Annotated in this window: 25 protein-coding genes; 10 read left to right on the forward strand and 15 right to left on the reverse strand. The window is 41.8% G+C overall.

The features are described 5' to 3' along the window. The first annotated feature begins 56 nt into the window (after window positions 1-56). Genes ZOBGAL_RS18985 through ettA form a run of 3 tightly spaced genes read left to right on the forward strand, consistent with a single transcriptional unit; the run spans window position 57 to window position 3,031 of the window. Entirely contained in the window at window positions 57-1,055 is a 999-nt protein-coding gene (locus ZOBGAL_RS18985) for a Gfo/Idh/MocA family protein (protein WP_013995357.1), read from the forward strand. 59 nt (window positions 1,056-1,114) lie between these two features. Further along, complete coding sequence (locus ZOBGAL_RS18990) at window positions 1,115-1,297, forward strand: CAL67264 family membrane protein (RefSeq protein ID WP_013995358.1); 183 nt, start codon at window positions 1,115-1,117, stop codon at window positions 1,295-1,297. A gap of 42 nt (window positions 1,298-1,339) precedes the next feature. Then, the gene (gene ettA, locus ZOBGAL_RS18995; RefSeq protein WP_013995359.1) at window positions 1,340-3,031 is read left to right on the forward strand and encodes an energy-dependent translational throttle protein EttA; all 1,692 of its coding nucleotides are present in this window, start codon (window positions 1,340-1,342) and stop codon (window positions 3,029-3,031) included. 72 nt (window positions 3,032-3,103) lie between these two features. Here the strand turns inward: ettA and ZOBGAL_RS19000 are convergent, their stop codons facing one another. Both ZOBGAL_RS19000 and ZOBGAL_RS19005 read right to left on the reverse strand, forming a co-directional pair. Then, window positions 3,104-3,922, reverse strand: coding sequence for an MBL fold metallo-hydrolase (locus tag ZOBGAL_RS19000; RefSeq protein WP_013995360.1), 819 nt, complete (start codon window positions 3,920-3,922; stop codon window positions 3,104-3,106). 12 nt (window positions 3,923-3,934) lie between these two features. After that, window positions 3,935-4,390: a GNAT family N-acetyltransferase gene (locus ZOBGAL_RS19005; protein ID WP_013995361.1), complete on the reverse strand. Its 456-nt coding sequence runs from the start codon at window positions 4,388-4,390 to the stop codon at window positions 3,935-3,937. A 168-nt stretch (window positions 4,391-4,558) separates the two neighbouring features. On the opposite strand from ZOBGAL_RS19005, the gene ZOBGAL_RS19010 reads away from it, so the two are divergent. Continuing rightward, window positions 4,559-5,446, forward strand: a complete 888-nt coding sequence (locus ZOBGAL_RS19010) for a hypothetical protein (RefSeq protein WP_013995362.1) — start codon at window positions 4,559-4,561, stop codon at window positions 5,444-5,446. 80 nt (window positions 5,447-5,526) lie between these two features. Here the strand turns inward: ZOBGAL_RS19010 and fumC are convergent, their stop codons facing one another. Next, a complete protein-coding gene (gene fumC, locus ZOBGAL_RS19015; RefSeq protein WP_046287601.1) occupies window positions 5,527-6,924 on the reverse strand; it encodes a class II fumarate hydratase in 1,398 nt (465 codons plus the stop codon). Between the two features lie 161 nt (window positions 6,925-7,085). On the opposite strand from fumC, the gene ZOBGAL_RS23695 reads away from it, so the two are divergent. Beyond that, complete coding sequence (locus ZOBGAL_RS23695; RefSeq protein WP_013995364.1) at window positions 7,086-7,256, forward strand: hypothetical protein; 171 nt, start codon at window positions 7,086-7,088, stop codon at window positions 7,254-7,256. A 129-nt stretch (window positions 7,257-7,385) separates the two neighbouring features. On the opposite strand, the gene ZOBGAL_RS19020 is transcribed toward ZOBGAL_RS23695, so the two are convergent. From ZOBGAL_RS19020 to ZOBGAL_RS19050, 7 genes are all read right to left on the reverse strand, one after another. After that, a complete protein-coding gene (locus ZOBGAL_RS19020; protein ID WP_013995365.1) occupies window positions 7,386-9,884 on the reverse strand; it encodes a TonB-dependent receptor domain-containing protein in 2,499 nt (832 codons plus the stop codon). A 1-nt stretch (window position 9,885) separates the two neighbouring features. Continuing rightward, on the reverse strand, window positions 9,886-10,389 hold the full coding sequence (locus ZOBGAL_RS19025; protein ID WP_013995366.1) for a hypothetical protein: 504 nt from the start codon (window positions 10,387-10,389) through the stop codon (window positions 9,886-9,888). Window positions 10,390-10,581: 192 nt separating this feature from the next. Then, window positions 10,582-10,923, reverse strand: coding sequence for an arsenate reductase (glutaredoxin) (gene arsC, locus ZOBGAL_RS19030; protein WP_013995367.1), 342 nt, complete (start codon window positions 10,921-10,923; stop codon window positions 10,582-10,584). A gap of 35 nt (window positions 10,924-10,958) precedes the next feature. Continuing rightward, window positions 10,959-12,060, reverse strand: a protein-coding gene (gene prfB, locus ZOBGAL_RS19035; protein ID WP_231854773.1) for a peptide chain release factor 2 whose coding sequence is annotated in 2 segments (ribosomal slippage) — window positions 10,959-11,993 and window positions 11,995-12,060 — 1,101 coding nt in all. Because the reading frame shifts where the segments join, the coding sequence is not laid out codon by codon here. 137 nt (window positions 12,061-12,197) lie between these two features. Beyond that, complete coding sequence (locus ZOBGAL_RS19040; protein ID WP_013995369.1) at window positions 12,198-13,055, reverse strand: transglutaminase-like domain-containing protein; 858 nt, start codon at window positions 13,053-13,055, stop codon at window positions 12,198-12,200. A 71-nt stretch (window positions 13,056-13,126) separates the two neighbouring features. Next, the gene (locus tag ZOBGAL_RS19045) at window positions 13,127-14,074 is read right to left on the reverse strand and encodes an alpha-E domain-containing protein (RefSeq protein ID WP_013995370.1); all 948 of its coding nucleotides are present in this window, start codon (window positions 14,072-14,074) and stop codon (window positions 13,127-13,129) included. A 74-nt stretch (window positions 14,075-14,148) separates the two neighbouring features. Next, window positions 14,149-15,612 carry a circularly permuted type 2 ATP-grasp protein gene (locus ZOBGAL_RS19050; protein WP_013995371.1) on the reverse strand — a complete coding sequence of 488 codons (1,464 nt, stop codon included), beginning with the start codon at window positions 15,610-15,612 and terminating at the stop codon, window positions 14,149-14,151. Between the two features lie 245 nt (window positions 15,613-15,857). Between ZOBGAL_RS19050 and ZOBGAL_RS19055 the strand changes: the two genes are divergently transcribed. Then, window positions 15,858-16,880, forward strand: coding sequence for a threonine aldolase family protein (locus ZOBGAL_RS19055; RefSeq protein ID WP_013995372.1), 1,023 nt, complete (start codon window positions 15,858-15,860; stop codon window positions 16,878-16,880). A gap of 1 nt (window position 16,881) precedes the next feature. Here ZOBGAL_RS19055 and ZOBGAL_RS19060 read toward each other — a convergent pair whose 3' ends face one another. Further along, window positions 16,882-17,214: a YegP family protein gene (locus tag ZOBGAL_RS19060; RefSeq protein WP_013995373.1), complete on the reverse strand. Its 333-nt coding sequence runs from the start codon at window positions 17,212-17,214 to the stop codon at window positions 16,882-16,884. A 194-nt stretch (window positions 17,215-17,408) separates the two neighbouring features. On the opposite strand from ZOBGAL_RS19060, the gene ZOBGAL_RS19065 reads away from it, so the two are divergent. Further along, entirely contained in the window at window positions 17,409-18,509 is a 1,101-nt protein-coding gene (locus ZOBGAL_RS19065) for an OmpA family protein (protein ID WP_013995374.1), read from the forward strand. A gap of 49 nt (window positions 18,510-18,558) precedes the next feature. On the opposite strand, the gene ZOBGAL_RS19070 is transcribed toward ZOBGAL_RS19065, so the two are convergent. After that, window positions 18,559-19,005 carry a thioredoxin family protein gene (locus tag ZOBGAL_RS19070; RefSeq protein ID WP_013995375.1) on the reverse strand — a complete coding sequence of 149 codons (447 nt, stop codon included), beginning with the start codon at window positions 19,003-19,005 and terminating at the stop codon, window positions 18,559-18,561. 41 nt (window positions 19,006-19,046) lie between these two features. Continuing rightward, complete coding sequence (locus ZOBGAL_RS19075) at window positions 19,047-19,373, reverse strand: YbaB/EbfC family nucleoid-associated protein (RefSeq protein ID WP_013995376.1); 327 nt, start codon at window positions 19,371-19,373, stop codon at window positions 19,047-19,049. Window positions 19,374-19,513: 140 nt separating this feature from the next. Between ZOBGAL_RS19075 and ZOBGAL_RS19080 the strand changes: the two genes are divergently transcribed. The 3 genes from ZOBGAL_RS19080 (at window position 19,514) to ZOBGAL_RS19090 (ending at window position 24,270) form a co-directional block, all read left to right on the forward strand. Further along, on the forward strand, window positions 19,514-21,580 hold the full coding sequence (locus ZOBGAL_RS19080) for a S9 family peptidase (protein ID WP_394331321.1): 2,067 nt from the start codon (window positions 19,514-19,516) through the stop codon (window positions 21,578-21,580). Between the two features lie 262 nt (window positions 21,581-21,842). Continuing rightward, window positions 21,843-22,886: a PLP-dependent cysteine synthase family protein gene (locus ZOBGAL_RS19085; protein ID WP_013995378.1), complete on the forward strand. Its 1,044-nt coding sequence runs from the start codon at window positions 21,843-21,845 to the stop codon at window positions 22,884-22,886. A gap of 124 nt (window positions 22,887-23,010) precedes the next feature. Then, window positions 23,011-24,270, forward strand: coding sequence for an aminotransferase class I/II-fold pyridoxal phosphate-dependent enzyme (locus tag ZOBGAL_RS19090; protein ID WP_013995379.1), 1,260 nt, complete (start codon window positions 23,011-23,013; stop codon window positions 24,268-24,270). A 99-nt stretch (window positions 24,271-24,369) separates the two neighbouring features. Here the strand turns inward: ZOBGAL_RS19090 and ZOBGAL_RS19095 are convergent, their stop codons facing one another. Continuing rightward, the gene (locus ZOBGAL_RS19095) at window positions 24,370-25,488 is read right to left on the reverse strand and encodes a hypothetical protein (protein WP_013995380.1); all 1,119 of its coding nucleotides are present in this window, start codon (window positions 25,486-25,488) and stop codon (window positions 24,370-24,372) included. Window positions 25,489-25,581: 93 nt separating this feature from the next. Continuing rightward, entirely contained in the window at window positions 25,582-26,667 is a 1,086-nt protein-coding gene (locus ZOBGAL_RS19100; protein ID WP_013995381.1) for a transporter, read from the reverse strand. Window positions 26,668-26,857 lie beyond the last annotated feature (190 nt).

Raw genomic sequence — 26,857 nt, forward strand, 5'->3', positions numbered from 1 at the left:
TCAATGCTTAAAGATAAGGAGTAAAATTGTTTACATTTGAAAAAATCGAAAATCATATGGTACAAGAAATACGATGGGGAATTGTTGGTTTGGGAAGTATAGCTCACACCTTTGCGAAAGATTTGGCCCTGGTTACGGGCGGAACCTTGACCGCGGTGGCATCTAGAAGCCTTGAAAAAGCAAAGGCATTTGCCGGTGAATATGGGGTGGCCCATACTTTTGATACTTACGATGCCCTGTTTGAAAGTAAGGAGGTAGACGTGGTTTATATAGCAACCCCGCACACCTCACATGAAGCCTTGAGCATACGTGCCATGGAAAATGGCAAACATGTGCTCTGCGAAAAACCGATGGGGGTGAACCCAGATCAGGTAGCGCGCATGATTGCCGTGGCCGAAAAGAACAAGGTGTTTTTAATGGAGGCGCTTTGGAGCCGTTTTAATCCATCGATACGGAAAGCGAAACAACTAGTGGAAAGCGGTGAAATTGGTTCTGTAGGTTTTGTTCATGCCGATTTTGCCTTTTATGCCCTGAACAGGGATCCCGATAACCGACTGCTCAACCCTGATCTGGCCGGTGGCTCTTTGCTCGATATAGGAATCTATCCCATTTTTCTGTCCTATTTACTGTTGGGCATGCCAAAAAACATACAAGCTTCGTCGCATTTATACAAGACGGGGGTAGAAATGCAGACCTCAATGATCTTTGATTATGAAGGCGCGCAGGCCATTCTGTATAGCGGATTAAATTCCAAATCTGAAATGAAAGCCGAGATTTCGGGAAGTGAAGGCAGTATTTTTTTATCGCCGCGATGGCATGAGGCACAGGGGTATTCTATAGAAAAGGAGGGTGAATTGGTCGATTACAATTTGCCTACCAAGGGTAAGGGATACACTTATGAAATTGAGGAAGTACACAGCTGTTTGGCTTCCGGCAAGGTGCAAAGTTCGATGTGGAGCCATCGCAATAGTGTCGATTTGGCCCGGCTTCTTTATGAGGTGCGGCAAAAATCAAACATTATTTTTCCTTTCGAACAACAAAAAGAGGGCGTGTAGCCTTGAAATACCCTAAAAATTACGATATTTGAAGTTACCAAAATCGAAACCGAAAAACCATGGGAATGAATAAAAATACCGTATTGGCCTGGGCCACTTTTATAATGATTTTTGTGGGCTTGGCCCTAATCGCTTTAGGAGCCTTTAGATACGATGAAGTAGCAGGATGGGGCTTTGCCTCCGTAGGCATAGGATTCTTTGCTATTGCTTGGGTATTCAACGCACTTAAAGGACGGGTTTAGTCCACTCTTTTTAATATCCTCTAAAACACTTAAAACCATTATATGTCTGACGATAAGAAAGTGATTTTCTCCATGTCGGGGGTCACTAAAACCTATAAGAACGCGAATACACCTGTTCTTAAGAATATATACCTAAGTTTTTTCTATGGTGCCAAGATTGGTATTTTAGGTCTAAACGGGTCGGGTAAATCAACCTTGTTAAAGATCATTGCGGGAGTTGACAAGAATTTTCAGGGCGATGTCGTTTTCTCCCCAGGATATAAAGTCGGTTACCTTGAACAAGAACCGGAGTTGGACGAAAACAAAACCGTGTTGGAGATTGTCAAGGAAGGCGTTAGCGAAACCGTGGCCATACTTGACGAGTACAACAAAATCAACGATATGTTCGGTCTTCCTGAAGTATATGAAGATGCCGATAAGATGCAGAAGTTAATGGATAAGCAGGCCGAGCTTCAAGATAAGATCGATGCTTCCAATGCCTGGGAATTGGACACGAAATTAGAAATCGCCATGGATGCCCTTCGCACCCCTGAGCCCGATAAAAAAATCGGGGTACTGTCCGGAGGGGAAAGAAGGCGTGTGGCCCTTTGCCGCCTATTGCTTCAAGAACCCGAAATATTATTGCTCGATGAGCCTACCAACCACCTTGATGCCGAATCGGTACATTGGTTGGAACATCACTTGGCCCAATATAAAGGTACGGTCATTGCCGTTACCCACGACCGGTACTTCTTGGATAACGTAGCGGGATGGATATTGGAATTGGACCGAGGTGAAGGTATTCCCTGGAAAGGAAACTATTCAAGTTGGTTGGACCAAAAATCAAAACGTCTGGAGCAGGAGAGCAAGACGGCCTCTAAACGACAAAAAACCTTGGAGCGCGAGCTGGAATGGGTACGTCAGGGAGCGAAAGGACGTCAGACCAAACAAAAGGCGCGTTTGAAGAATTACGACAAGTTGATGAGCCAAGATCAAAAACAACTTGACGAAAAACTTGAAATTTATATTCCGAACGGACCGCGATTGGGCACGAACGTGCTTGAAGCGAATGGCGTTAGTAAGGCCTATGGCGACAAGTTATTGTACGAGGACCTGAACTTTAAATTACCACAAGCGGGTATCGTGGGGGTTATTGGCCCGAATGGAGCCGGTAAGACGACAATTTTTAGAATGATCATGGGAGAGGAAACTCCTGATAAAGGAGATTTTCAAGTGGGCGAGACCGCTAAAATCGCCTATGTAGACCAAAGTCATTCGAATATAGATCCCGAAAAAACCATTTGGCAAAACTTCAGTGATGAGCAAGAGCTTATTATGATGGGCGGTCGTCAAGTGAATTCAAGGGCCTATTTAAGCAGGTTCAATTTTTCAGGAAGTGAACAGAATAAAAAAGTAAGTATGCTTTCCGGTGGTGAGCGTAACCGACTCCACTTGGCCATGACCCTAAAGGAAGAAGGTAATGTATTACTTTTGGATGAGCCTACCAACGACCTAGATGTTAATACCTTACGAGCCTTGGAAGAAGGTCTGGAAAACTTTGCAGGCTGTGCAGTGGTGATTTCCCACGACCGTTGGTTCCTAGATCGTATCTGTACCCATATCCTGGCCTTTGAAGGCGATTCACAGGTCTATTTCTTTGAAGGTTCCTTCTCCGATTACGAAGAGAACAAGAAAAAACGATTGGGAGGGGATTTGATTCCGAAACGTATTAAGTACAAGAAATTGATTCGATAGATAAAATCGATTTTAAGGAAAAAAAGCTCTTGAAAAATTTTCAAGAGCTTTTTTTTATACTCGAAACGTATTTTAATAATCAGCCTTAGGGTACCAATCCAACTGGATCACTTCGATATTGGGATCAGCAGCATTGACCAATTGTTTGAATTTAGAAACATCGCTTACATCGGGCTTACCTCTGTAATGGTAAGGGTAGACCTGTTTGGGTTTGAATTCCAATACGGCATCGGCAGCGCTTTCAGGGGTCATGGTATAGGGAAGGTTCATACAAATAAAGGCCTTATCGATGTGCTTAAGGCTTCGCATTTCAGGAATGTCTTCCGTATCGCCAGAAAAATAGATACGTTGGCCATCGATACTCAAAAGATAGCCATTACCACGGCCTTTCTCGTGAAACTTTAGGGCCTCCTTCCTTAGGTTGTACATTGGTATGGCTTCAATCGTAATTCCGTAGCGTTCCTTGCTGTCGCCGTTGTTCAATACATCAATCTGAGGGGTAAAGACATCGGGTATTTTGTCGGCTACGGCTTGGGGCACTATAATTTTTGCTTTATCCGTGCCCAAAGCTTTTAGGGTCTCTAGGTCAAAATGGTCGCCATGGATGTCGGTTATCAATATGAGGTCGGGCGATTTATGGCCTTTGAACATGTCTATGCCTCCTACAGGGTCTATATAGACCGTTATATTGTTCCATTCCAAGACAGCGGTAGCGTGCTCAATAGGGCTTATCGTTACTTTGGAAGGTACATTTTCCGCCATAGCGGGAACCGAGGCCGTTTCATTGGCCTCTGATAGGGCTTTTTGATCCGGGGCGACTTCTTTTTTATTCTCTTTACACCCAAGAGTAAGGATGCTTGCACTAATCAATACAAATAGTATACGCTTCATGGTGTTTTAGGTTTATAGGGTTAATTGCATTTTAATATTGCTTCGTGTGTATTCAAGGTTTTCTTCAATGGGAACTTCTACAAAACCAAACTTTTTATAGATGTGCAGGGCGTTGTTCAATTTGGTGTTTGAATATAGAATCAAACGGCGCAAGGACTTTTTCTTTGAGAAGTCCAATACATGCGACAAGAGTTTTTGTCCAATTTTATGACCGCGATAGTTGGGATCTACTGCCATTTTTCCCAATTCAAAGGTAGTGGGGCCGGCAGGAAGTAATGCACAACACCCTACGATATCGTTTTCCTTTTTTGCAAAAAAGATGTAACCTCCTTTATCGATTATGCTTGCTTCGCAGTTTTCCAATAAATAGGTATCCAGCGGTTCTACCGCAAAAAACTCTTCGATCCATTTCAGGTTCAAGTCCCTAAATGCCGAGGCGTACAGAGGATTAAAAGGTACTATTTCCATTTCAGTTATAAGAAGGTGATATATAGATGTATTTAAAATTAAGGTTTCGTAAGGATTTATTTTCTTTAATAAACGATTTTTTTACATTAAAAAATCTAAAAATTAAAACTTATCGTATATACACCGATACAAACAAATAAATTCTTATTAGAAATAAATCTTAACATTATGACTGAAACAAAAAGTAACAATGGTTTGAAGGTGCTGGCAGGCTTGCTAGGTGTGGTACTTTTGGGTACCATCATCTATACCGTTAGTCTATATCAAGAAAAGAAAAAGAACGAAACTGCACTTACACAAGAAAAAGAGTTGGTTGTTGAAGACTTGAATAGTTTAAAGTCTGAATACGACAAAGCTATTTTGGAAAGCAATGCAACCAATGAAGAGTTGGTATCCGCAAGGGACAACATTGCAAAATATATCGACTCTGTAAAAAGTATGAAAGCCGATATTTCTTCTTTGTCTAGATATAGAAGACAAGTTAGCATCTTAAAGCAAGAAAGGGAGCAATTGTTAAAGCAGGTAGATTCGCTTACCAAATCGAACACGCTTATTGCCATGCAAAGGGACAGTACTTATACTGAACTAGAGAAGCAAACTGTTTTTAACGATTCTTTGGTTGTTCAAAATACGCAATTGGCCGACGTTGTTGAAAAAGGATCTGCACTTAACTTATCTAAATTCAGTGTTGACGCCGTTAAGGAACGCAGCAGTGGTAAATTGGTTTCTACGTCAAGAGCAAAAAGAACCGATAAATTCAAAATCTGTTTTACGGTTGCCGATAACGTAATCGCCCAAGCTGGAGACAGGGAATTCTTTATTGAAGTTCTTGACCCACAAGGTAACGTTTTAGGGGAAAGCTATTCTAAAACCAATGATTCCGGCGCATCTGTAACTTACAGCAAAGGAACTGGCTTCTACTACGAAAACAAATCATTGGACGTTTGTGATTACATCAGTAAGCCTGCGGGGGACTTCAAAGAAGGAAACTACATGGTCAACGTTTATGATGATAGACTTAAGTTGCTAGGAACTTCTAAGTTCACATTGAAATAATAAACACTACCATTTATATAAGAAAAGGGGCAATCTTAACAGATTGCCCCTTTTTATTTGTACACTTTTCTAAGTCCAACTTATTTAAGGCTACCTACCATATCGGCGGGTTTTACCCATTCGTCATAATCTTCGGCGGAAACATAACCGAGGTTAATGGCTTCTTCTTTTAAAGTGGTTCCGTTCTTATGGGCCGTATTGGCAATTTCGGCAGCTTTATAGTAGCCGATTTTTGTATTCAATGCCGTAACCAACATCAAGGAATTGTTTAAAAGCTCTTTGATAACTTCGTGGTTAGGCTCTATACCGGCCGCGCAGTTAACGTCAAAGCTCACACAGGCATCGCCGATCAATTGGGCGGATTGTAGGATGTTGGCGGCCATCATAGGTTTGAATACGTTCAATTCGTAGTGTCCTTGGGTACCTCCGACTGAAATCGCTACATCGTTCCCCATGACTTGGGCACATACCATGGTCATTGCTTCACATTGCGTCGGGTTAACCTTTCCGGGCATAATGGAACTTCCCGGTTCGTTGGCGGGAATTATAATTTCACCGATACCTGAACGAGGTCCAGAGGCCATCATACGGATATCGTTGGCTATTTTGTTCAATGATACGGCTAGTTGTTTTAAGGCGCCGTGGCTCTCTACAATGGCATCATGTGCCGCAAGGGCTTCAAACTTGTTCTCGGCGGTACGGAAGGGCATACCGGTGAACTCGGCAATGTATTTCGCAACAAGAACATCATAACCCTTTGGGGTATTCAAACCGGTTCCGACAGCAGTTCCCCCTAAAGCCAATTCGCTTAGGTGATCAAGAGTATTGTTCAAAGCTTTCAAGCCGTGGTCCAATTGTGAAACATAGCCCGAAAATTCCTGTCCCAGGGTTAGGGGAGTGGCATCCATAAGGTGCGTACGACCGATCTTTACCACATTGGCGAACTCTTTGGATTTTTTGTCTAAAGTATCACGAAGCTGGGTAATACCCGGGATGGTCGTCTCTACAATTTTCTTGTAAGCGGCTATATGCATTCCCGTTGGGAAGGTATCGTTCGATGATTGTGATTTGTTGACATCGTCGTTAGGCTGAATCGTTTTTTCGCCTTCGCCAATTTTTTTTCCGGCAATTTCATGGGCGCGATTGGCAATCACTTCGTTAACGTTCATATTGCTCTGTGTTCCCGACCCGGTTTGCCATATCACCAATGGAAATTGGTCATCAAGCTTTCCTTCTAGAATCTCGTCGCAGACCTGGGCGATCAAATCCCTTTTTTCTTGGGCAAGAACGCCAAGCTCGGCATTGGCATAGGCCGCCGCTTTTTTAAGGAAGGCAAAACCGTAGACTACATCCAAGGGCATAGAGGCAGAAGGCCCGATTTTAAAATTATTACGGGAACGCTCTGTTTGTGCACCCCAGTATTTATCACTTGGAACCTGTACTTGGCCCATAGTGTCCTTTTCTATTCTAAAGCTCATTTCTGGTAGTATTACGTTAGATGACAAAGGTAGCATTTCACCATTTTATTTCGTCTTCGTAAGTTTAAAAATTTAGATTTTTCAACTTCTTCCATTTTTTTTGATTTCCATTTGCAATTATCATTCTTTCTAAAGTATCTTTGTATAGCAAAATTTAGCACATGGAATTTGATCAGTACCTTGGATTTTTAGCTTTCTTAACCATTTTAACCATCGGTTTTTGGTTGATGATTTTTTTATTGACCTTTGTAGTACCTTATTGGTTAGGGGGAAATATTATGGAACTCTATAAAGAGTGGAGAGAAAAGAAAAGAGCTAAACGTAGCGCATAGTTGCGTTTTTACATAGAAAAAGCAGGAAAACGAATATTCGCTTTCCTGCTTTTTTGTGCCCTTGATCGAATAAAAAAATCCCCGCTAACATTAAATTAGCGGGGATTTTTTATTGAGCCTATTCTCTTTTTAACCTTCCATTTCATCTTCTCCACCACCGTTCTCATTTCCACCTCTACCATTTTTACGGTCTCGGTCTTTAGACTGGTTGATCCTATACCTGAAAGAGAGGTTTATTGATCTGGGCCTAAACTGGAATTCGCTTCTAGAGGTAAAGTCGTCGGAAACGGTGTAAGATTGTCTTTTCCTTGAATTCAAAAGGTCACTTACATTTAGCGATACGGTGCCTTTATCTTTCATAATGTCTTTGCTGAACGCCAAGTTTAAAGACAGCATACCCTTGGTCTCCGTCTGTGAATTTTGACGTGGCCCCATATAAAAGGCATTGGTTTGCCATTCTATTTTCTCGGGCAGACTTACTTTTGAGCTGAAACGGGCAAACCAACTTGTGTTATCCGTTCCATAATCCGTTCCGTTATGTTCCCCTTCACTTGAAAATTGGAAGAAGTTGACACTACCATTTAAACGCAACCATTTTTTTGGATTGTACAGCACACCGGCTTCGGCGCCTATTCTTTCGTTTGAGGATAAATTAATGGGTAAAGACCTAATGATTCGTACACTGTCCGTTGTGGTCTGCCCAGTGGCTTCCTGAATGTACTCAAATGAATTGGTCTCACGCTTATAATAAACCGAGGAAGTAAGTGTAAGCTTGTCCCAACGCTTTAGGTAGCCTAGATCAAACGAATTTGAATAGGCTGGGTCCAAATCTGGATTTCCCTGAAAAATATTGGCTCTACTGGCCCTAGATGGAAAGGGATTTATAAAACGCCCTCTAGGTCTATTGATCCTTCTATTGTAACCTAAAGAAATGTTTTCCATCTCCCCAATTTCAAATATAAGGTTGAGGGTAGGGAAGAGGCCTAAGTAGTTTTTATCAAAATTTAAATCGACATCTTCTCCTAAGGCATCCTCAATGGCAGATGTATCAAAATCTGAGGTGACCTCTCCTTTTAGTTGTGTGTTTTCCAATCGTAACCCGGCCAAGAAAGAAAATTTACCGAATTTATTACCGTATTGGGTGTACAGGGCATTTACATTTTCTTGGTAAGTGAATTTATTGGTCAAATCTTCATTTGTAACAAATTGATTGGTAGACCTGTTTAACGAGTCAAGTTTATAATCTGTAATCTCTCTTTCAAAAGTACCCCTATAGCCTACTTCAAACTGGGCGTCTCCCATGGGGAGCACGTAATCGGCCTGTACGAGATATTCGTCGTCAATTTCATTCTGATAGATACTTTCAAGCGTGTTTAAACTTGTGTTAGGAAAGGTGTTGTTGTCATCAATGGTAGAATTCTCTACTTCGTCACCATTGGAATACTGTAAATCTGCTGTGAGCTTTTGGCCATCGTCATCGATATTGTTCACATAATTTAATGAGAACTGGTAGTTCTCTTCATCTTCAAGTTCTATTTCCTCCCTGAAACTTTTTCTCGTTAAAAGTCCGCTCTCAAAATAGTCACTATAATTTTCGGTTAGGTCGTCCCCATCTTGAAAACGCATAAAGAAACTTCCTGTAAGCGAGGACTTTTCATTAAAGAAATATTCAACGCCAAAATTATTGTTGAAACCTTTGCCCGAGCGGGTATAATCGCGGTTTTCGTTAATTTGATCGTATTGGCCGTCGTTGTACGAGTTTTCATAAAAGGCATGACCAGGCGATTCATTATATCTGTAGCCCAAGGTATTGAAAACATTGAATTTATTTGTTCTTAAATTGGCATTGACCGACATGCTGCTTTGTGAAGGGTATCCTATGTTTACGCTTACCGAACCGTTAAAACCTAGGGTTTTTTCCCGCTTTAAAACAATGTTCAAGATACCGGCGGTACCCTCTGCATCATACCTCGCCGAGGGACTTGTTATGACCTCTACCTTTTCTATGGCATCGGCGGGCAGTTCCCTTAGGGCGTCCGTAGAACCAAAACCGGCCAAGGCCGAAGGTTTCCCATTGATAAGGATTCTTACGTTTTCATTCCCCCGTAAACTAATGGCTCCTTCCACGTCTACATTTACCGAAGGAACATTGTTGAGGGCGTCGCTAATGGTCGCCCCACTAGTGGTAAGGTCTTTACCTATATTGTAGATTTTTTTGTCGAGGCGGACTTCAACGGTGGTTTTTTCGCCGACCACTTCTACGCCTTCCAATTGTGCCACGTCAAGGGCCAATTTTACCGTACCCAAATCGGTAGATTCGTTTAGGAGTTGGTTAGGTAGTTTGTAAGTTTTATAGGAGATATATTCAACACTGATGTTGTATTTTCCGGGAAGGGTCTCAACAGAGAATTTACCGTCGATATCAGTGATGCCCCCCGTAACTTTTTCAGGGTTATCGACGCTTTGAAGTACTAAAGTAGCGTATTCAAGTGGATCGCCATTGTCTTTGTCCAATACCGTTCCGGTGATTTTTATGGGCTGCCGTTCTTGACCTTGGGGCCGCTGTGGCCGTTGTGCGAATGCGTTTATCGATAACAGTAACAGGGTGATCAAGAAGGTTTTTCTCATGTCAGTCTTTAGATTTTTTTTTCTTTCGTTTTTTCTCCCGTTTCTTTTCCTTTTGTGTCTTTTGAAGTCCCTTTTTCTGCATTTCTACAAAAGCCTCATATTTTTCAATGGGCAAACCGGCCTTCAGTTCTTCGTCTTGGGCCTTGGTGATTTTTTCCATACCCTCGCGCATTTGCTCGGGACTTAGCTCAAGAATCTGCATTTCAATTCGTTTTTGCAGATACTTTTTCAATACGGAACTCATTACGGCCGATTCAAATTCGTTTAGCTCCAAGGCTTGGGCTATACCGGGCATTTCGTCATTAACGATTTGCTCGGCAGTTTTGGGCTCGGGGGCTTTTGGTGTTTCCTGAACTTGAGGGATGGCACTTCGTTGCCTTCCATAACCATAACCTCCGCCACCATAGCCGTATCCACCGCCACCATAACCGTATTGGGCCACTAGCTCGGGACTTGTAAACAATAGAACAAAAAGTAAAATAACGTATGGGATATTGTTTTTCATGACGATATCAGGGTGTAAGATTATATTTTTATAGAATGGTTTAACCTTGCTTTGGTTAAAGCTTTGTTAAAATAATAACGCAACAAATGTACCAAATTCTTAAGGGTGAAAATATACTAAAAAATAATGTAGGCATCCACTTGATTTCTAGTGAAATACCTACTTTTTATTTTTTAGGAAAGAACGATATTCTTAAAGGATATCTTCCACCAATTTTGGAGGGCGGCCGATTACCGCTTTCCCGCCGTTCACTACTATGGGGCGTTCTATGAGTTTAGGGTGAAGGATCATGGCATCTAGAATTTCTTCTTGCGACAAAAGCTTGCCCCTATAGTTCTCCTTCCAAATAGCCTCATTTTTTCTGACCAACATTTCCGGGGTGATACCGAGGCAATCCAATACTTTGCGAAGCTCTTCCTTGCTGGGTACGTCCTCCAAGTATTTTATGACCTCAAATTCCTTGCCCGATTGTTCGAGTATATGTAGTCCTTCTCGTGATTTTTGGCATCTAGGGTTGTGATATATCTTTATCATCGTAATACTATCTTATAGCTAATTTGTTGTTGTAATCAATCTTCTTCTTTTTGGCCCATCATCATAAGGTAAGCTTTTAGAAAAGCATCGATATCTCCGTCCATTACGGCATCGACATTACCTGTTTCTTGACCGGTACGCACATCCTTAATAAGCTTGTAAGGATGCATTACATAGTTGCGTATTTGCGACCCCCATTCAATTTTCATTTTAGAGGATTCGATTTCTTGTCGTGCCTCCATTTTCTTCCGAAGTTCGATTTCGTAGAGTTGCGACTTCAACATTTTCATGGCCGTAGCCCTGTTGTCGTGCTGACTCCTTGAATCTGAGCAAGAAATCTGTATGCCCGTAGGATGGTGCACCAGTTGTACCTTGGTTTCCACCTTGTTTACGTTCTGACCACCGGCCCCACTAGACCGTGCGGTGGTAATGGTTATATCTGCAGGGTTTACGTCAATTTCAATACTGTCGTCCACTAAGGGGTATACGTATACCGAAGCAAATGAGGTGTGCCGTTTGGCATTGCTGTCGAAAGGGGAGATACGCACTAATCGGTGCACCCCGTTTTCGCCTTTTAACCATCCGAACGCAAAGTCACCTTCTATCTCTAGGGTTACGGTCTTTATACCCGCAACATCCCCTTCTTGATAATTGAGCTCCTTTATTTTGTATTTGTTCTTTTCGGCCCACATCATATACATACGCATGAGCATAGAGGCCCAATCGCAACTTTCGGTACCACCGGCACCGGCCGTAATCTGCAGAACAGCCGAAAGTTCATCACCTTCCTCCGAAAGCATGTTTTTGAACTCGAGCTTCTCTAACTGGTTAATGGCCTTTTCGTACTGGGCGGCAACCTCGGTTTCAGTGACTTCCCCTTCCTGAAAAAATTCCATCAAAATTTCTAAGTCGTCAACCAGTGTTTTGGCGGTATTGTAATCATCCACCCACTGCTTTTTAGACTGTATGAACTTCATATGGGCTTGGGCTTCCTGGGGATTGTCCCAGAAATCCGGAGCCAAGGTCTTCTCTTGTTCGTTTTCTATTTCAATAAGCTTGGCATCGACGTCAAAGATACCTCCTTAACGCACCAAGGCGATCTTGAAGACCCTTAAACAGGTCCGTAGTAATTGTCATTGTATTTTATTTTCATACAAAAATACTACTCTTTTTTATCTATTCTGCAGTAAATTTTCGAATGTTTATGATAGGGGACAAACACGGGTTTGTTGATCGGCCAATGCCCTGCACTCAGGTTTTTTATACTGAAATCCTTATTGTTGGTCTTGGCTGTTCACCTGAACGGAATGAACGGTTTGGTTCTTTCCCGAGGTGTATACAACACCCTTTAACGGAGAGCAATCTGAGTAGTCTTTGCCGTGCGCAACCTTAATGTGATCGGTTGCTGCCAAAATATTATTGGTAGGGTCAAAACCGATCCAGCCGGCATAGGGGATATAGGCTTCTGCCCATGCGTGCATTTGTGAATCCCCAAAATAACCGTTTCCTTGATGTAGATAACCCGAAACATATCGGGCAGGAATACCGTTTGTCCTTGCTAAAGCACAAAACAAATGGGTAAAATCTTGACAAACCCCTTGACGGATATCCAATACTTCATCTAATGTGGTGTGTACATCTGTTGCCGTAGTGTTAAATTGAATATAGCGGTAAGTATAACTATTAAGGGCCATTAGGTTGTCGAAAATAGAATTGCCCCAATCAAATTCGAACAAAATGTTTTTAGTGTAGGGAATATGAGTGTAAGGGGTTGTTTTTAGGAAGGCCTCGTAATCGACTCTAAAATTTAGCCCCTGAATTTTTTCAATCGACTTTGATTTATCGGCTTCAGGTGTAAAATCGAAGGGGTTGATTTCTTTTTTTATTAGTCTGAATCGGGCTTCAAAGGCAATTTGTTCAAACTTTTGTTTCATATGGACACGTATGGTCTTAAAGCCATATCCGTTTATGGAAAATTCAAATTTGGGGCCGATAGAAGAATCAAAGTCGATTCCGATGAATTGCTGTGATTCATTTTCTTCCGGGATGACCAAAAATTGCCAATAGGCCTCATGTACCGATTCTTCATAGGTGTTTTGGGCTTTATAGGTAATAAAATATTCTAATGGCATATAAATTTGGTTAAACTAGTTAAGGGTACTGTTTATGTTCGGTCTTGATATGAGTTGAGCGGGGGTGGGAATCAGTAGCTAAAAAATTCTTCTTCCATTTTTTGACTTATTTCATAAAGACTGTCCAAGGTATTGTCAATGACCGATTGAATGTCTTTTTCTATTTCTATTATACATTTAAACTCATATTCCGCCTTTACCTTGGCAACTAAAAAAGCTGTAGAGTCACGATCTATTTTTTTATTGGGGTCTAAAATTTGCATATGTTTAAACACTTGGTTTAAACTGTTCATAATTGACCGGGGGCAATCGGGGTTGAGGATCAAAAATTCCAAAGTAGATATACTGCTCGGGGTTTTTTTGTAGTACCGGCGCATCATATCATAAGACTCCGTACATTTCAAAAGGGTAGTCCACTCAAAACTATTTTTAAATTTGTCCCCATAGCTGCCCTGTGCCTTTAGTGCGTCGTTGCTCTTGGCATTGATGATACGTATAATTTGTGTGGCCCGCTCGATATTGGCGCCCATCATGATTATGGCGTAAATCTCATCGTGCATGAGCGTACTTCTTACCTTTCCCCTCAATATAGCGGACATCTCTGTAACGTTAAGGGTGAAGTCGTGAAGCCCATTTTTTGTATAGACCTTAGGGTCGTATTTTGAGATGAAGTGGTAAAACTTATTGATAGATTCGTATAGCTCAGTGGAAATGAGGTCTCGGGCACTATTGGCATTTTCCCGTACGCTTCTCACGTTATTTATAATGGAAGAAGGATAATTCGGGTCCAACCCTATCTTATACAGCACTTTTTCTTCACTGTGTACGATGGATTCGTCCTCTATGGGGTCACCTATCATATTGAGCATGGAACGTAAGACGAATTGCCGTGATTGCGAAAGTTGGTTAGGGGCATCCAGGGATGAAAAATAGTTGACCCGAAGATACCGGGCAATGTGCTCTGAACGTTCAATATAGCGTCCCATCCAGAAAAGGTTATTGGCGACTCGTGCTAGCATAGGCAATTTTTAAATATTAGTCCGTATTAGGGTTGTGAACCTTGTGTTCGAGTAAATTTTTTATTGCGTTCCCATTAAGTTTTTAAAACCCAAGTGTCTTTGGATCCCCCACCCTGTGATGAGTTGACGATCAAGTTGCCCCTTTTTAAGGCTACTCGGGTCAAGCCTCCTTTCAGGACGAATTCCTTGTCCTTTCCCAAAACCGTAAACGTTCTTAAGTCTACATGCCGTTGTTCAAAAGATTCGGTTTTATCGATATAAGTAGGGTGAACCGAAAGAGACATAATAGGTTGTGCTACATACTTTCTTGGATTTAAAAGAATTTCCGCCTTGACGACTTCTATTTCCTTTTTGCTAAGTCGGTTTCCAATAGAGATACCATAACCACCGGCTTCGTCCACTGGTTTTATAACTAGGTTTTCTATATGTTCCAAAACGTACTTTAATTCTTTGGGTCTACTGCAATGGTAGGTGTGCACATTGTTGAGAATAGGTTCTTCGTTTAGGTAATACCTTATAATTTCAGGCATATAGGTGTATACCGCCTTGTCATCGGCAACACCGGTCCCCGGGGCATTGGCCAAAGTTACATTGCCTTTTTTGTAAGCGGCAAATAGGCCCGGTACGCCTAGGGAAGAATCAGGCTTGAACTCTAATGGATCGATAAAGGCATCGTCGATTCTTCGGTATATTACATCTACTTTTTGTGGTCCTTGAATGGTCTTCATATAAACAAAGTCGTTTTCCACAAATAAATCCCTGCCTTCTACCAGTTCAACTCCCATGGTTTTTGCCAAATAAGAATGCTCATAAAAGGCTGAGTTGAACATGCCTGGAGTAATGACCACAACATTAGGGACGTCTACACCTTTTGGCTTAACCGTTTCAAGCAAGTCCAAGAGATTTTCGGCGTAATTGGTAACCGAATAGGTTTTGTAATGATTAAAAACTCCAAAGAGGGCCCGCTTTAGGGCGGTGCGGTTACAGATAACATAACTTACCCCACTTGGACATCTTATATTGTCTTCAAGCACGTAATATTGTCCATCGGTATGTTTAATGATATCGGTGCCGGAAATATGGTTATAGATTCCACCAGGCGGGTCGACCTTATTCATTTGATCCAAGTAGTTGGCGGACGAGCTTATCAACTCCATGGGGACTATACCCTGTTTTATTATTTTTTTGTCATGGTAAATATCCCATAGAAACAGGTTTAGCGCCCTGCTTCGCTGTATGGCTCCCGATTCGATAATGTTCCATTCTTCGGGAGGGATTATTCGTGGGAAAAGGTCAAAAGGAAAAATTTTTTCCTCTGTTTTCTTTTTATCATATACCTGAAACGTGATGCCCTGGTTAAAGAATGATGATTTTGCCTTTTCATTTAGATTGACATAATCCTTTATGGAATGCTCTCCATAGAGGTTGAACAGTTTGGAGTAGACATCCTTCACTTGCCCTTTTTTATCAAAGATTTCATCAAACAGGACAGGGTTTCTTTTGTAGGAAGAAAAAATCTGATTTTCGAGATTTACCATAGTACATTTGTTTGTACTTAAGATACTCGTTTTTAAGCTCTTTACAGCAAATAATAATGTAATTATTGAAATGGTAAATTAGTATTCAAGCAATAATAAAGGGACTTTTTTATTGTATTTTGTACGAAAAAGAAACAATTTCCTTCGTTTTTGTCAAATTTGGCTACATTTGGCGCGCTCTATTTTTAAGGATATTGAGCTAAATGCACGAATGCTTTTTATAAGTAATTTATTATACAATTAGTATGCAGATCAACCTAATCAGTGATACCGTAACCAAGCCCACCCCGGAAATGTTAGATGCCATGATGTCTGCCCAAGTGGGCGATGATGTGTTTAAAGACGATCCTACCGTGAACGCTCTTGAGGAAAAAGTGGCCCAAATGTTCGGGAAGGAAGCGGCCTTGTTTTTCCCATCGGGAACAATGGCCAATCAGACCGCTATAAAGCTACATACCCAACCGGGAGAACAGTTGATATGTGATAAATATGCCCATGTCTATAATTATGAAGGGGGAGGAGTCAGTTTTAATAGTGGAGTCTCGTGCCGGCTGATCGATGGACATAGGGGGATGCTTACCTCCGATCAAGTTGAAGCAGCGATTAATCCGCCGGATTTCTATCACAGTCCGCTGACCTCATTGGTGTGTATTGAAAATACGACCAACAAAGGAGGTGGAGCCTGCTGGGACATCAAGGAATTAAAAAAAATCAAGGAAGTCTGCATAGAACACAACTTGAGCTATCATTTAGACGGTGCCCGTTTATGGAATGCCATGGTACAGAAAAATGAAAGTCCTTTAGCTTATGGGGAATTATTTGATACCATTAGTGTCTGCCTGAGCAAGGGACTGGGCTGCCCGGTAGGTTCTGTCGTTGTAGGAAGCAAGGCGCAAATGGACCAAGCACTTCGTATTCGAAAGATCTTCGGAGGAGGCATGCGCCAGGCGGGGTATTTGGCCGCTGCGGGTATTTATGCGCTCGACCACCATGTGGAGCGACTGGCAGAAGATCATAGCAAGGCCCGTGAAATAGGAGAGGAGCTACAGGGCTTATCTTATATTAAGAGGGTTGAGCCCATTGAAACCAACATCATTATTTTTGAAATCGATGAAAATGTCCTCAAAGCGGATGCTTTTTTGGGAAAACTCAAGGAAAATGGGGTACATATTATAGGTATGGGACAAGGAAAACTTCGCATTGTCACCCATTTGGATTACACCGATACCATGCACGATAAATTCATCGATATTCTAAGAAGCCTTTAGATTATAGATCGTATTCTTCTTTTAGGGCGTTTAAGGAATTTATAAGGTTTTTAATTCCGTTCTCCATGCCGGCCTCCGAGCCGTAGGGTAGACTATGCCCTAGTATTTGTCCGTTCGCGTCCTTTAAATAAAACAGAAACTGACCATCGTGGTTTGTTTTTCGTTCAAAATTGCCACGGCCAACGGGCATACCTTGCAGTTGAGCCATAGCCTTTTTCATGGCATCTTCATTAGTGTAGGCTATACTGTTTAATATAGTGCTTCCACTAAGGGAACTAACTGAAAATTTGTATTTGCTATCGGTAAAATGGGTCTTTATTATAGATGTCTTCATGGATAATAAATTTACGGATTTTTGAAATAACAATTTTTACGCAAGAATCAGTCTATGCTATGCTACTATATTTTTTTCTGGTTAAAATGATGTATTTCAACGACGTTTTTCGTTTTTAATAAGAATGTACTTGTTAAAAATTTATTAAATCATTAACTTGGAGTTCACTATAAACTATAAACATTAACTAAACTATGAAAAAGATTCTTTTTTCTATTGCCGTATTGACGGCATCATTGGGTGCGGCACAAGATTTGCCCACCAATCCTGAACCCGGAAAGTGTTATGTACGATGTACCACCCCGGACGTTTATGTAAACGAAACCGTTACGGTTACGATAAAGCCCGGTTACAAGGTATTAAAGACGATTCCCGCAACCTACAAAACCGTTACCGAGCGTGTTTTGGTCAAGGAAGAGAGTAAAAAACTCCGCATTATTCCCGAAGAGTGGGGCACTGAAAAGGTGACCTATGTTTCCAAGGAAGGCGGTAATACCTTGAGTATAAGTCCGGCCAGTTTTGGCACGGCCTCTGAAACGATCGAAGTGAAGCCTGCCTATGCACAATGGGAATTAGGGGCGGCGGCTCCTGATTGTGATTCCGGCAACCCTGACGATTGTAGGTATTGGTGTTACAAAGGATACCCTGCGGAATTTCAGACTATTGAAACGGCTACCTTGGTCCGTGATGCCAGTGCATCAAAGACTCCGGTTCCCGAAAAAAACGCAAGCTACACTAAAAGGGTCCTTATTTCTCCGGCCAAGGTGGTAGAAGAAGTTGTTCCTGCGGTTTATGACGAAATTACCCGAACGGTCTTGGATAAAGATGCCTATACCGTTGAGGAAGTTGTGCCGCCCGTAACCAAGACTTACACCAAAGAGGTGTTGAAAGAAAAAGGAGGGTTAACGACTTGGAAAGAAGTAGAGTGTTCCTTGGTTACCTATCAAGCCCTTCCTATCAATTGGAATTTAGGCAGTGCTACTTTGACCGCTCAGGCCAAAAGCATTATCGATGCCCGTTTATTGCCCGTGTTGGCCAAGAATCCCGGGGTTAAAGTAGAATTGGCCTCACATACCGATGCCCAGGGCAGTGCATCTTCAAACCAGGATCTATCGGAACGAAGGGCGCAGGCCGTGGCCCAGTATTTGATTTCCAAAGGCATCAATTCAAGTCTTTTGGTCGCTAACGGCTATGGGGAAACAAAACCTAAGAACCGTTGTAAGGATGGGGTTTCTTGTACCTCTAGGGAGCATGCGGTAAATAGAAGGACCGAATTTAGGTTGATCAATAACTAATTCCTGCAAATTTGCAATAAAAAAAAGGCCTCTGATCAGAGGCCTTTTTCTATTTGTTTTTTTCTAAGAATTTCAGATGGTAGCTTATTTCGCCCGTCATACCATAGCCGGAATATTCGTTTACAACTTTTCCTTTAGGACTTAGTACGGTCAGTAAGGGAAAGACTCCTTTCTTGTTCAGTTTTTTAAATAGCCCTTGGTTGTGCTCCCATTGTTCCGTGCTCAATAAATCCCTATTCCGCGGTATATCAATATAGAGTAGCACGTAGTTTTTTGATAGTTCGTAGAACTCGTCCGTGTCAAAAAGGTCGCGTTTTAGCATTTTGCACGGAGGGCACCAATCGCTTCCGGTGAAATACACCAGAACATTCTTATTTTCTTCTTTCGATATATGCATGGCACTGTCGTAATTCTTTAGCCAATCGACTTCCTTGGCAGGGGTGTCGGTCTGGCCCAACAGGCAAAGGGGCAGAAAGAAAAGTAATAAGAATTTCATAGCTGACGGATTTAAGTCGTTAACAAGCAAATAGCCTGCCATTATTTAAATAACGAGTCCATCCCCGGAATATTGGGCATACCTTCTTTTGCTACGGCGGCAAGTTCCGCTTCGTTGACCTGTGTAGCCTTTGTTATGGCCTTGTTAAGGGTCAGGATCAGAAAGTCCTCCAGTTGCTCTTTGTCTTCGAGAAGACTATCGTCGATTTGAATCTGTTTTACCTCCCTATTGGCCGTAATTGTCACCTTGACCAAACCATCTGCGGAAGACTCTTCTAGGCTCACCGTGTCAAGGCGTTTTTTGGTTTCTTCTACTTTTTGTTGGGTTTCCTTGAGTTTCCCCATCATACCCATCATATCTCCGAACATAGTTTTCTTTTTTTTTGTTAGACTAATTTGCGAAATTACTAAATTGTAGCTAAAATATGTCTACAATGAACCATTTGGCGAAAAAGTATATCGTTCTAGGCTTATGCCTTACATTTGTGCCCTTAGTTCAAAGTCAACAAATGAATATGAGTGAAGCAAAAGCACCGATAGCGAAAAAAATTCCGTTTACATTGGAAAAACATGGAGATGTCAGGGTAGATAACTACTATTGGCTGAGCGATAAGGAAAATCCGGAGGTGATTGCCCATCTTAAGGCCGAAAAGCAGTATTACGATTCCCTTACGGCCCACACCAAACCTTTTCAAGAACTTCTTTTTAACGAAATGAAATCCCGGATAAAGGAAGATGATGCTTCGGTTCCCTATAAGCAAAATGGATACTGGTATATCACTAGGTACGAGACGGGAAAGGAATATCCTATTTATTCGCGCAAGAAAGGTAGCCTTGATGCTTCTGAGGAAATCATGTTCGATGGAAACGAAATGGCAAAGGGGCACGAGTACTTTAGTATTGGTGGAATAGCCATTAGTCCTAATAACAAATTGGCCGCCTTTGGGGTTGACACCGTTTCTAGACGGCAATATACCATCCGCATAAAAAACCTTGAAACCGGTGAAATTTATGAGGATACCATAGAGAATACTACGGGAGGCTCGGTCTGGGCAGATGATAACAAGACTCTTTTTTACACCAAAAAAGACGAGGTTACCTTGAGGTCCGACAAAATTATGAAACACAAATTCGGTACCCCGGCTGAAGAAGATGTACTGGTGTTTCATGAAAAGGACGATACCTTCGGTACATACGTATACAAATCGAAATCTAAAAAATATATCTATATCGGTTCGTACAGCACCTTGACTTCGGAATATCAATACCTGCGTTCCGATGATCCCGATGGTGAGTTACAAATGTTCTCGCCCCGTGAACGAGGTGTGGAATACAGTGTTTCCCATTACGGATCCCATTTTTACATTTTGACCAATAAAGATGGCGCCACGAATTTCAAATTGATGAAAACCGATGAAAATGCGACCACTTCGGATCGTTGGGAAGAGTTTATTCCCCATCGCGAAGATGTTCTGCTGGAAGATGTCGATATGTTCAAGGACTACTATGTGATATCGGAACGATCAAACGGATTGAACCAAATCAAGATCAATAGATGGGACGGTTCCGATTCGTATTATCTACCTTTTGATAGTGAGACCTATACGGCAGGCGTAGGCAGGAATCCTGATTTCGATACTGAAATTTTGCGCTATTCCTATAATTCGATGACCACCCCCAGTTCGGTAATCGATTTTAATATGAGAACTAAAGAAAAAGAGGTCAAAAAGGAACAGGAAGTACTTGGGGGAGCATTTGACAAGAACAATTATAAGGAAAAACGCATTTGGGCCACGGCCCGCGACGGGGTAAAGATACCCATGTCGATCGTATACCATAAAGACACTGAACTCAACCAAGAGACCCCGGTATTACAATATGCCTATGGTTCGTACGGGCATACCATTGATCCTTATTTCTCTACGGTACGCCTTAGCCTTTTAGATCGGGGCTTTGTCTATATCGTGGCGCACATAAGGGGAGGGGAGTACCTAGGAAGGCCTTGGTACGAAAATGGCAAGTTGCTTAAGAAAAAAAACACCTTTACCGATTTTATCGATTGCTCAAAGTATCTCTTGGAACAAGGGTATACTTCCCCCCAGCATTTATATGCTATGGGTGGTTCTGCGGGAGGACTCCTAATGGGTGCCGTTATCAACATGGCGCCTGGCCTATATAACGGGGTAATTGCTGCAGTTCCCTTTGTCGATGTGGTCACCACCATGCTCGATGACTCCATACCGTTGACCACGGGTGAGTATGACGAATGGGGAAACCCGAACGACAAAACGTATTACGATTATATGAAGTCGTATTCGCCCTATGATCAGGTAGTCGCACAAGAATATCCGAATTTGTTGGTGACTACAGGGCTCCATGATTCACAGGTGCAATATTTTGAACCCGCAAAATGGGTGGCCAAGCTTAGGGAGATGAAGACCGATAAGAACCTATTGATGATGGACATTAATATGGATACCGGACACGGAGGAGCTTCCGGACGTTTTGAATCATTACGGGAAGTCGCCAAAGAATACGCCTTCTTTTTAGATTTGGAAGGTAAGGTTACAGAATAATATAGGTAATTGTACCGTTTGGTTTTATGATAAAGGTAAATTCAGTGAATATCCGTGATTTTACAACCTTTAAATTGTTCAAATCTTGTGTATAATGCTAACGAAATGTTAATGATTTCATATAAAAGCCACAAAATCTTCATTTTTTAGAGGTATTTTCGATGTTAAAATGACATATTCAAAAAAAATAGTAATTTTGCTTTAAGAATTTTGTGGATATCTTTAGAATACCATAGATAGTTCCCGAAACCAGACATCCTTTATGGAAAACAAAATCAAGGCTTACAACAGTATCCTAGAACTTGTAGGAAACACACCGCTAGTAAAGTTAAACAGAATAACAAAAGGCTTCACAGGTAACTTTTACGCCAAGGTAGAAGCTTTCAACCCGGGCCACTCTTCCAAAGATCGCATAGCGATGCATATTATAGAAGAGGCAGAGCGCAAGGGCATTTTAACCGAAGGGAGCACCATCATTGAGACCACATCGGGCAATACGGGTTTTAGTATTGCGATGGTGAGCATCATCAAAGGTTACAAATGTATTTTGGCGGTAAGTTCAAAATCATCAAAAGATAAAATCGATATGTTGCGTTCAATGGGCGCAACGGTCTATGTTTGTCCCGCACACGTGAGCGCAGACGACCCCCGTTCGTATTACGAGGTGGCGAAACGCTTGCACAGGGAAACCAGTGGGTCGATTTATATCAATCAATATTTTAACGAGCTTAATATGCATGCCCACTACGAAAGTACGGGGCCTGAAATATGGGAGCAGACCGGAGGTCAGATTACCCATTTTGTGGCTTGTAGCGGAACAGGGGGCACCATTTCCGGTACTGCAAAGTACCTGAAGGAGCAAAATCCCGACGTTAAGGTTATCGGTGTCGATGCCTTTGGTTCCGTATTAAAAAAATACCATGAAACCCGAGAGTTCGATGTCAACGAAATCTATCCGTACCGTATAGAGGGCTTAGGTAAGAACCTGATTCCTTCCGCAACGGATTTTGATGTGATCGATAAATTTATAAAGGTTACCGATTCGGAAAGTGCGCATACCGCACGTGAAATCGCCAAGACCGAAGGTATTTTTGCCGGCTATACCAGTGGAGCTGTCATGCAGGCCCTTAAACAATTGAACGAAGAAAACGAATTTGGACCAGATGATAACGTTGTCGTTATTTTTCCCGACCATGGCTCACGATATATGAGTAAAGTGTATAGTGACCAATGGATGGAAGACCAAGGTTTTTTCGACACCAAGGAAGTTGGCGAAATTCAAAAAGTACAATATATTAAAGAATAACAACGAGGTTTGCAAAAGTTAAAGAGCAATGACTATAGGTCATTGCTTTTTTGTTTCGGAATAATATTTTATGAATGTTGCTCTTAAAATCTTACTTTTGCCCTTAAATACAAAGTAAACCTAAATGCGAGATTTATTTGACAGAATTCTAGAGAACAAGGGTCCGTTAGGAAAATGGGCTTCACAGGCGGAGGGATATTTCGTTTTTCCTAAGTTGGAAGGTCCGATTTCCAACAGGATGAAATTTCAAGGAAAAGAGGTAATCACTTGGAGTATCAATGATTACTTGGGCTTGGCCAACCTTCCGGAAGTTAAAAAGGTAGACGGAGAAGCGGCTACAGAATTTGGAGCGGCCTACCCGATGGGGGCTAGAATGATGAGTGGTCATACCGACTTTCACGAGCAGCTTGAAAAAGAATTGGCCGAGTTTGTTGATAAACAATCCGCTTACTTATTGAATTTTGGTTACCAAGGAATGGTTTCTGCCATAGACGCCTTGGTTTCCAAGGATGATATCATCGTTTATGATGTTGATTCGCACGCCTGTATTATCGATGGCGTTCGTCTACACATGGGTAAACGATTTACCTTTAAACATAACGATATCGAGAGTCTTGAGAAAAACCTTGAGCGTGCCACAAAAATGGCCGAACATACCGGAGGTGGTATTTTGGTCATTTCCGAAGGTGTATTCGGAATGCGGGGCGAGCAAGGAAAACTCAAAGAGATTATCGAACTCAAGAAAAAATATACCTTCCGTTTGTTCGTTGATGATGCACATGGCTTTGGAACCTTAGGCGCTACTGGTGCCGGTACGGGTCAAGAACAAGGCGTACAAGACGGTATTGATGTCTATTTTGCCACTTTCGCCAAATCTATGGCGGGTATTGGGGCTTTCATCGCGGCCGATAAGGAAATTATCGATTATCTCAAGTACAACTTGAGGTCACAAATGTTCGCTAAGTCCTTGCCGATGATTTATGTAAAAGGGGCATTGAAGCGATTGGATATGCTACGCACCATGCCTGAGCTAAAGGCCAAGTTGTGGGAAAACGTAAACGCGCTTCAAAATGGATTAAAAGATAGGGGCTTCAACATAGGAAGCACGAATACATGTGTTACTCCGGTATACCTTAACGGTAGTATTCCAGAAGCGATGGCACTGGTTAAGGATTTACGTGAAAACTACGGAATTTTCTGTTCTATAGTGGTTTACCCTGTAATACCTAAAGGATTGATTCTATTGAGAATGATTCCTACCGCCACACATACCATGCAAGATATAGAAGAAACATTGGAAGCTTTTTCCGCGATTAGGGACCGTTTGGAAAACGGCACCTACAAAAGATTATCTGCAGCTGTTGCTGCGGCAATGGGAGAGTAAGTGAAGCTTTTTCGTTAAAAAATAAAGGCCCCGTTTTTATAAAACGGGGCTTTTTTATGACCTATTTTTGATGCCGGTAGGGCGGAAGCGGCCTATACCTCACAAGCTCTTTTTGTAAGTACAGCGCCGTTTGTAGATTTTAGGGTCAAAATGCTTCCACATTTGACGGATGGCAATATTGTCTTCAAGTTCGGGCGTGCGGTAGCACATTTCAATCCCCCTTTTGTTGAAGGTCTTGTAGTATTCGTTAAAGATAATGGCCGTAACCCCTTTGTTTTGATAATCGGGGTGAATGCCTATAAGATAGAATACCGCATCCTTGTTGTGCTTTTTTGCACGTAATAGATGGTAGAAACCAAAAGGGAACAGTTTTCCCTTGGCCTTTTGCAAAGCACTGCTGAACGAAGGCATAACAATGGCAAATGCGATCAAGCTATCGTTTTTATCTACAATGAACTTGATGTATTCGGGATCTATAAAAGTGATATACTTTTTCTTGAAGTATTCCTTTTGCACATCGGTTATAGGTACAAAAGAAGAAAGTTTGGAGTAGGTTTGGTTAAAAAGGTCGAACATTTGGTCGACCAAGGGCATTACCTCACTCGTTTTCTTAAAATTTATCTCACGCAGACCATAACGACGTTTGACCAATTCGTTCAATTTCGTGAACAGTGCGGGGTCGGCATTCTTGGCGGGAAACTTGTTTTCGACATATTTTTTCTCTTTTACAAATCCCAAACGCTCATAATGGTTAACATAGTAGGCGTGATTGTACCAAGTAACCATGCTTCCAGGCTGATCAAAGCCGTCTGTAAGCACGCCTACCTTGTCCAAATTGGAAAAACCTACCGGACCCTCCATAAACTCTAAGTTGTGCGCAGCTCCTATCTCGGCCACCTTTTTTAGCAAGGCTTCCGATACTTCGGGGTCATCAACAAAGTCGAACCAACCGAACCGCATTTTCTTAACGTTCTGTTGATTGACCTCAAGGTGATTGATGATGGCTACGACACGGCCTACAATCTTATTGTTCTTGTAGGCGAGATAGAACCAAGCGCTGGCATTTTTAAAAGCAGGATTGGTGTCCTTGTCGAATGTCGCCATCTCATCGGCAATCAAAGGTGGAACCCAATAGGCTGAATCTTTATAAAGCGCAAAAGGAAATTTCACGAACTGCTTTAGTTCGTCTTTTGAAATCGCTTCTTTCAGAGTGACCATACCATTTTTTTTGTAAGGTCAATATTAGGGATAAATAGGATGAGAATAAAATTATGAAACTGAATTTTGCAAAATTGTGAAAGCTTGGCCCCTTTAAAAATCAATGGCGCCGTTATCACGATTTTTACTTTTGTTCTTTCTTTGCTTCTTTTCTTGTTTTCTCATCTTTTTGAGTTCTTTTTTAGAAGGGCCTAGGTCGATGTCTTCGGCACCGCTACCACTTTCCCCTTTTTTGCGGGCTTCCTTCTTTTTCTTCTTCATCGAATTCTTCTTGATGGGGCCTCCATTTTCGCCGGCACTTTGCTCATCTATCGATTTCAACTTGTCTTTGTGCATATCGAAACGGTACGAGCCGCCGACGGTAATGAAAATACGTGAAGGGGTATTCTTGAAACTTGCGCCAAGGTTAAAGTCTACCTGAAGGTCATCTGTGAGCAAATGCGCGATACCTCCTCGAATAAGGGCATCGGAATAACGATCGCTTTGAATACCCTGGTTTTCTACAAAGGCACTCCATTTAGGGTTACGGAAGGCATGGGAGAGGGATATCATATAACTCAACTCAGGGTAATCGGTGGTAATCCGGTCATACGCTATATTGGTGATCAACACAAAACGAGGGGTCAGTCTACTTTGCGTAGCTATCATCCCACGGTACGACACAGTTGGGTCACCGACATAAAAAGGGTTATCGCCTAAATTAAAGGTAGCCCCTCCGTAAAGGGATATGGACGGAATTAAATTCTTGAACTTAAAACCGTAATTGGCCTTCCAGCTATAAAGGTTGGGTTTGTTCCGTTCCGGGTTTTTGTAATGGTCGTAGATCATATATTTCAGTCCGACCCGGTTTCTTGAAAAATCGGTCAGGTTTTCTGAAGTGCCAAAATCGGTATAAGTGATATTCTGGTTGACATAGGTACCCTCATAATTTATTTCCAACTGCTCAAAAAGAAGTCCGTACCGTAAAGATATATCGGAACCCCAAATATTACTTTCGGTATTGAGCAAGCTATGGTCACGTTGTTCGAACAGTACGCCCGCCTCGACTTGAAGCACATTGCGGCCAACGGCATATGCACTGACCGAAAGTCCAGGCCTGTTGGAGTTGATTACATCGGTATATTGTGAAGCCCCAATAAAGGGTAGGGCAAAAAATAAAGTCAAAAGATATTTTTTCATCTTGGTGTCGCTAGATTAACTTTGAACTCGTATTCGTTTTGTAAAGGTAGAAGGCTATGAACGAACACCATTTTTTATAGGCCAATACCTCCATAGTCTTGTATTTTGCGAGTTTTATGGGGTATACACATATATTTGAAATGGTACTTTAGTAATATTTTAGCACTTCTACACAGCTATTACAACGTTA

This window comes from Zobellia galactanivorans (genome assembly GCF_000973105.1).
Lineage (GTDB): Bacteria > Bacteroidota > Bacteroidia > Flavobacteriales > Flavobacteriaceae > Zobellia > Zobellia galactanivorans.

What these genes read in the sequence shown, in the direction of transcription:
- ZOBGAL_RS18985 (WP_013995357.1), top strand. Translation starts at nt 57, where the DNA reads ATGGTACAAGAAATACGATGGGGAATTGTTGGTTTGGGAAGTATAGCT.
- ZOBGAL_RS18990 (WP_013995358.1), top strand. Translation starts at nt 1,115, where the DNA reads ATGGGAATGAATAAAAATACCGTATTGGCCTGGGCCACTTTTATAATG.
- ettA (WP_013995359.1), top strand. Translation starts at nt 1,340, where the DNA reads ATGTCTGACGATAAGAAAGTGATTTTCTCCATGTCGGGGGTCACTAAA.
- ZOBGAL_RS19000 (WP_013995360.1), bottom strand. Translation starts at nt 3,922, where the DNA reads ATGAAGCGTATACTATTTGTATTGATTAGTGCAAGCATCCTTACTCTT.
- ZOBGAL_RS19005 (WP_013995361.1), bottom strand. Translation starts at nt 4,390, where the DNA reads ATGGAAATAGTACCTTTTAATCCTCTGTACGCCTCGGCATTTAGGGAC.
- ZOBGAL_RS19010 (WP_013995362.1), top strand. Translation starts at nt 4,559, where the DNA reads ATGACTGAAACAAAAAGTAACAATGGTTTGAAGGTGCTGGCAGGCTTG.
- fumC (WP_046287601.1), bottom strand. Translation starts at nt 6,924, where the DNA reads ATGAGCTTTAGAATAGAAAAGGACACTATGGGCCAAGTACAGGTTCCA.
- ZOBGAL_RS23695 (WP_013995364.1), top strand. Translation starts at nt 7,086, where the DNA reads ATGGAATTTGATCAGTACCTTGGATTTTTAGCTTTCTTAACCATTTTA.
- ZOBGAL_RS19020 (WP_013995365.1), bottom strand. Translation starts at nt 9,884, where the DNA reads ATGAGAAAAACCTTCTTGATCACCCTGTTACTGTTATCGATAAACGCA.
- ZOBGAL_RS19025 (WP_013995366.1), bottom strand. Translation starts at nt 10,389, where the DNA reads ATGAAAAACAATATCCCATACGTTATTTTACTTTTTGTTCTATTGTTT.
- arsC (WP_013995367.1), bottom strand. Translation starts at nt 10,923, where the DNA reads ATGATAAAGATATATCACAACCCTAGATGCCAAAAATCACGAGAAGGA.
- ZOBGAL_RS19040 (WP_013995369.1), bottom strand. Translation starts at nt 13,055, where the DNA reads ATGCCATTAGAATATTTTATTACCTATAAAGCCCAAAACACCTATGAA.
- ZOBGAL_RS19045 (WP_013995370.1), bottom strand. Translation starts at nt 14,074, where the DNA reads ATGCTAGCACGAGTCGCCAATAACCTTTTCTGGATGGGACGCTATATT.
- ZOBGAL_RS19050 (WP_013995371.1), bottom strand. Translation starts at nt 15,612, where the DNA reads ATGGTAAATCTCGAAAATCAGATTTTTTCTTCCTACAAAAGAAACCCT.
- ZOBGAL_RS19055 (WP_013995372.1), top strand. Translation starts at nt 15,858, where the DNA reads ATGCAGATCAACCTAATCAGTGATACCGTAACCAAGCCCACCCCGGAA.
- ZOBGAL_RS19060 (WP_013995373.1), bottom strand. Translation starts at nt 17,214, where the DNA reads ATGAAGACATCTATAATAAAGACCCATTTTACCGATAGCAAATACAAA.
- ZOBGAL_RS19065 (WP_013995374.1), top strand. Translation starts at nt 17,409, where the DNA reads ATGAAAAAGATTCTTTTTTCTATTGCCGTATTGACGGCATCATTGGGT.
- ZOBGAL_RS19070 (WP_013995375.1), bottom strand. Translation starts at nt 19,005, where the DNA reads ATGAAATTCTTATTACTTTTCTTTCTGCCCCTTTGCCTGTTGGGCCAG.
- ZOBGAL_RS19075 (WP_013995376.1), bottom strand. Translation starts at nt 19,373, where the DNA reads ATGTTCGGAGATATGATGGGTATGATGGGGAAACTCAAGGAAACCCAA.
- ZOBGAL_RS19080 (WP_394331321.1), top strand. Translation starts at nt 19,514, where the DNA reads ATGAATATGAGTGAAGCAAAAGCACCGATAGCGAAAAAAATTCCGTTT.
- ZOBGAL_RS19085 (WP_013995378.1), top strand. Translation starts at nt 21,843, where the DNA reads ATGGAAAACAAAATCAAGGCTTACAACAGTATCCTAGAACTTGTAGGA.
- ZOBGAL_RS19090 (WP_013995379.1), top strand. Translation starts at nt 23,011, where the DNA reads ATGCGAGATTTATTTGACAGAATTCTAGAGAACAAGGGTCCGTTAGGA.
- ZOBGAL_RS19095 (WP_013995380.1), bottom strand. Translation starts at nt 25,488, where the DNA reads ATGGTCACTCTGAAAGAAGCGATTTCAAAAGACGAACTAAAGCAGTTC.
- ZOBGAL_RS19100 (WP_013995381.1), bottom strand. Translation starts at nt 26,667, where the DNA reads ATGAAAAAATATCTTTTGACTTTATTTTTTGCCCTACCCTTTATTGGG.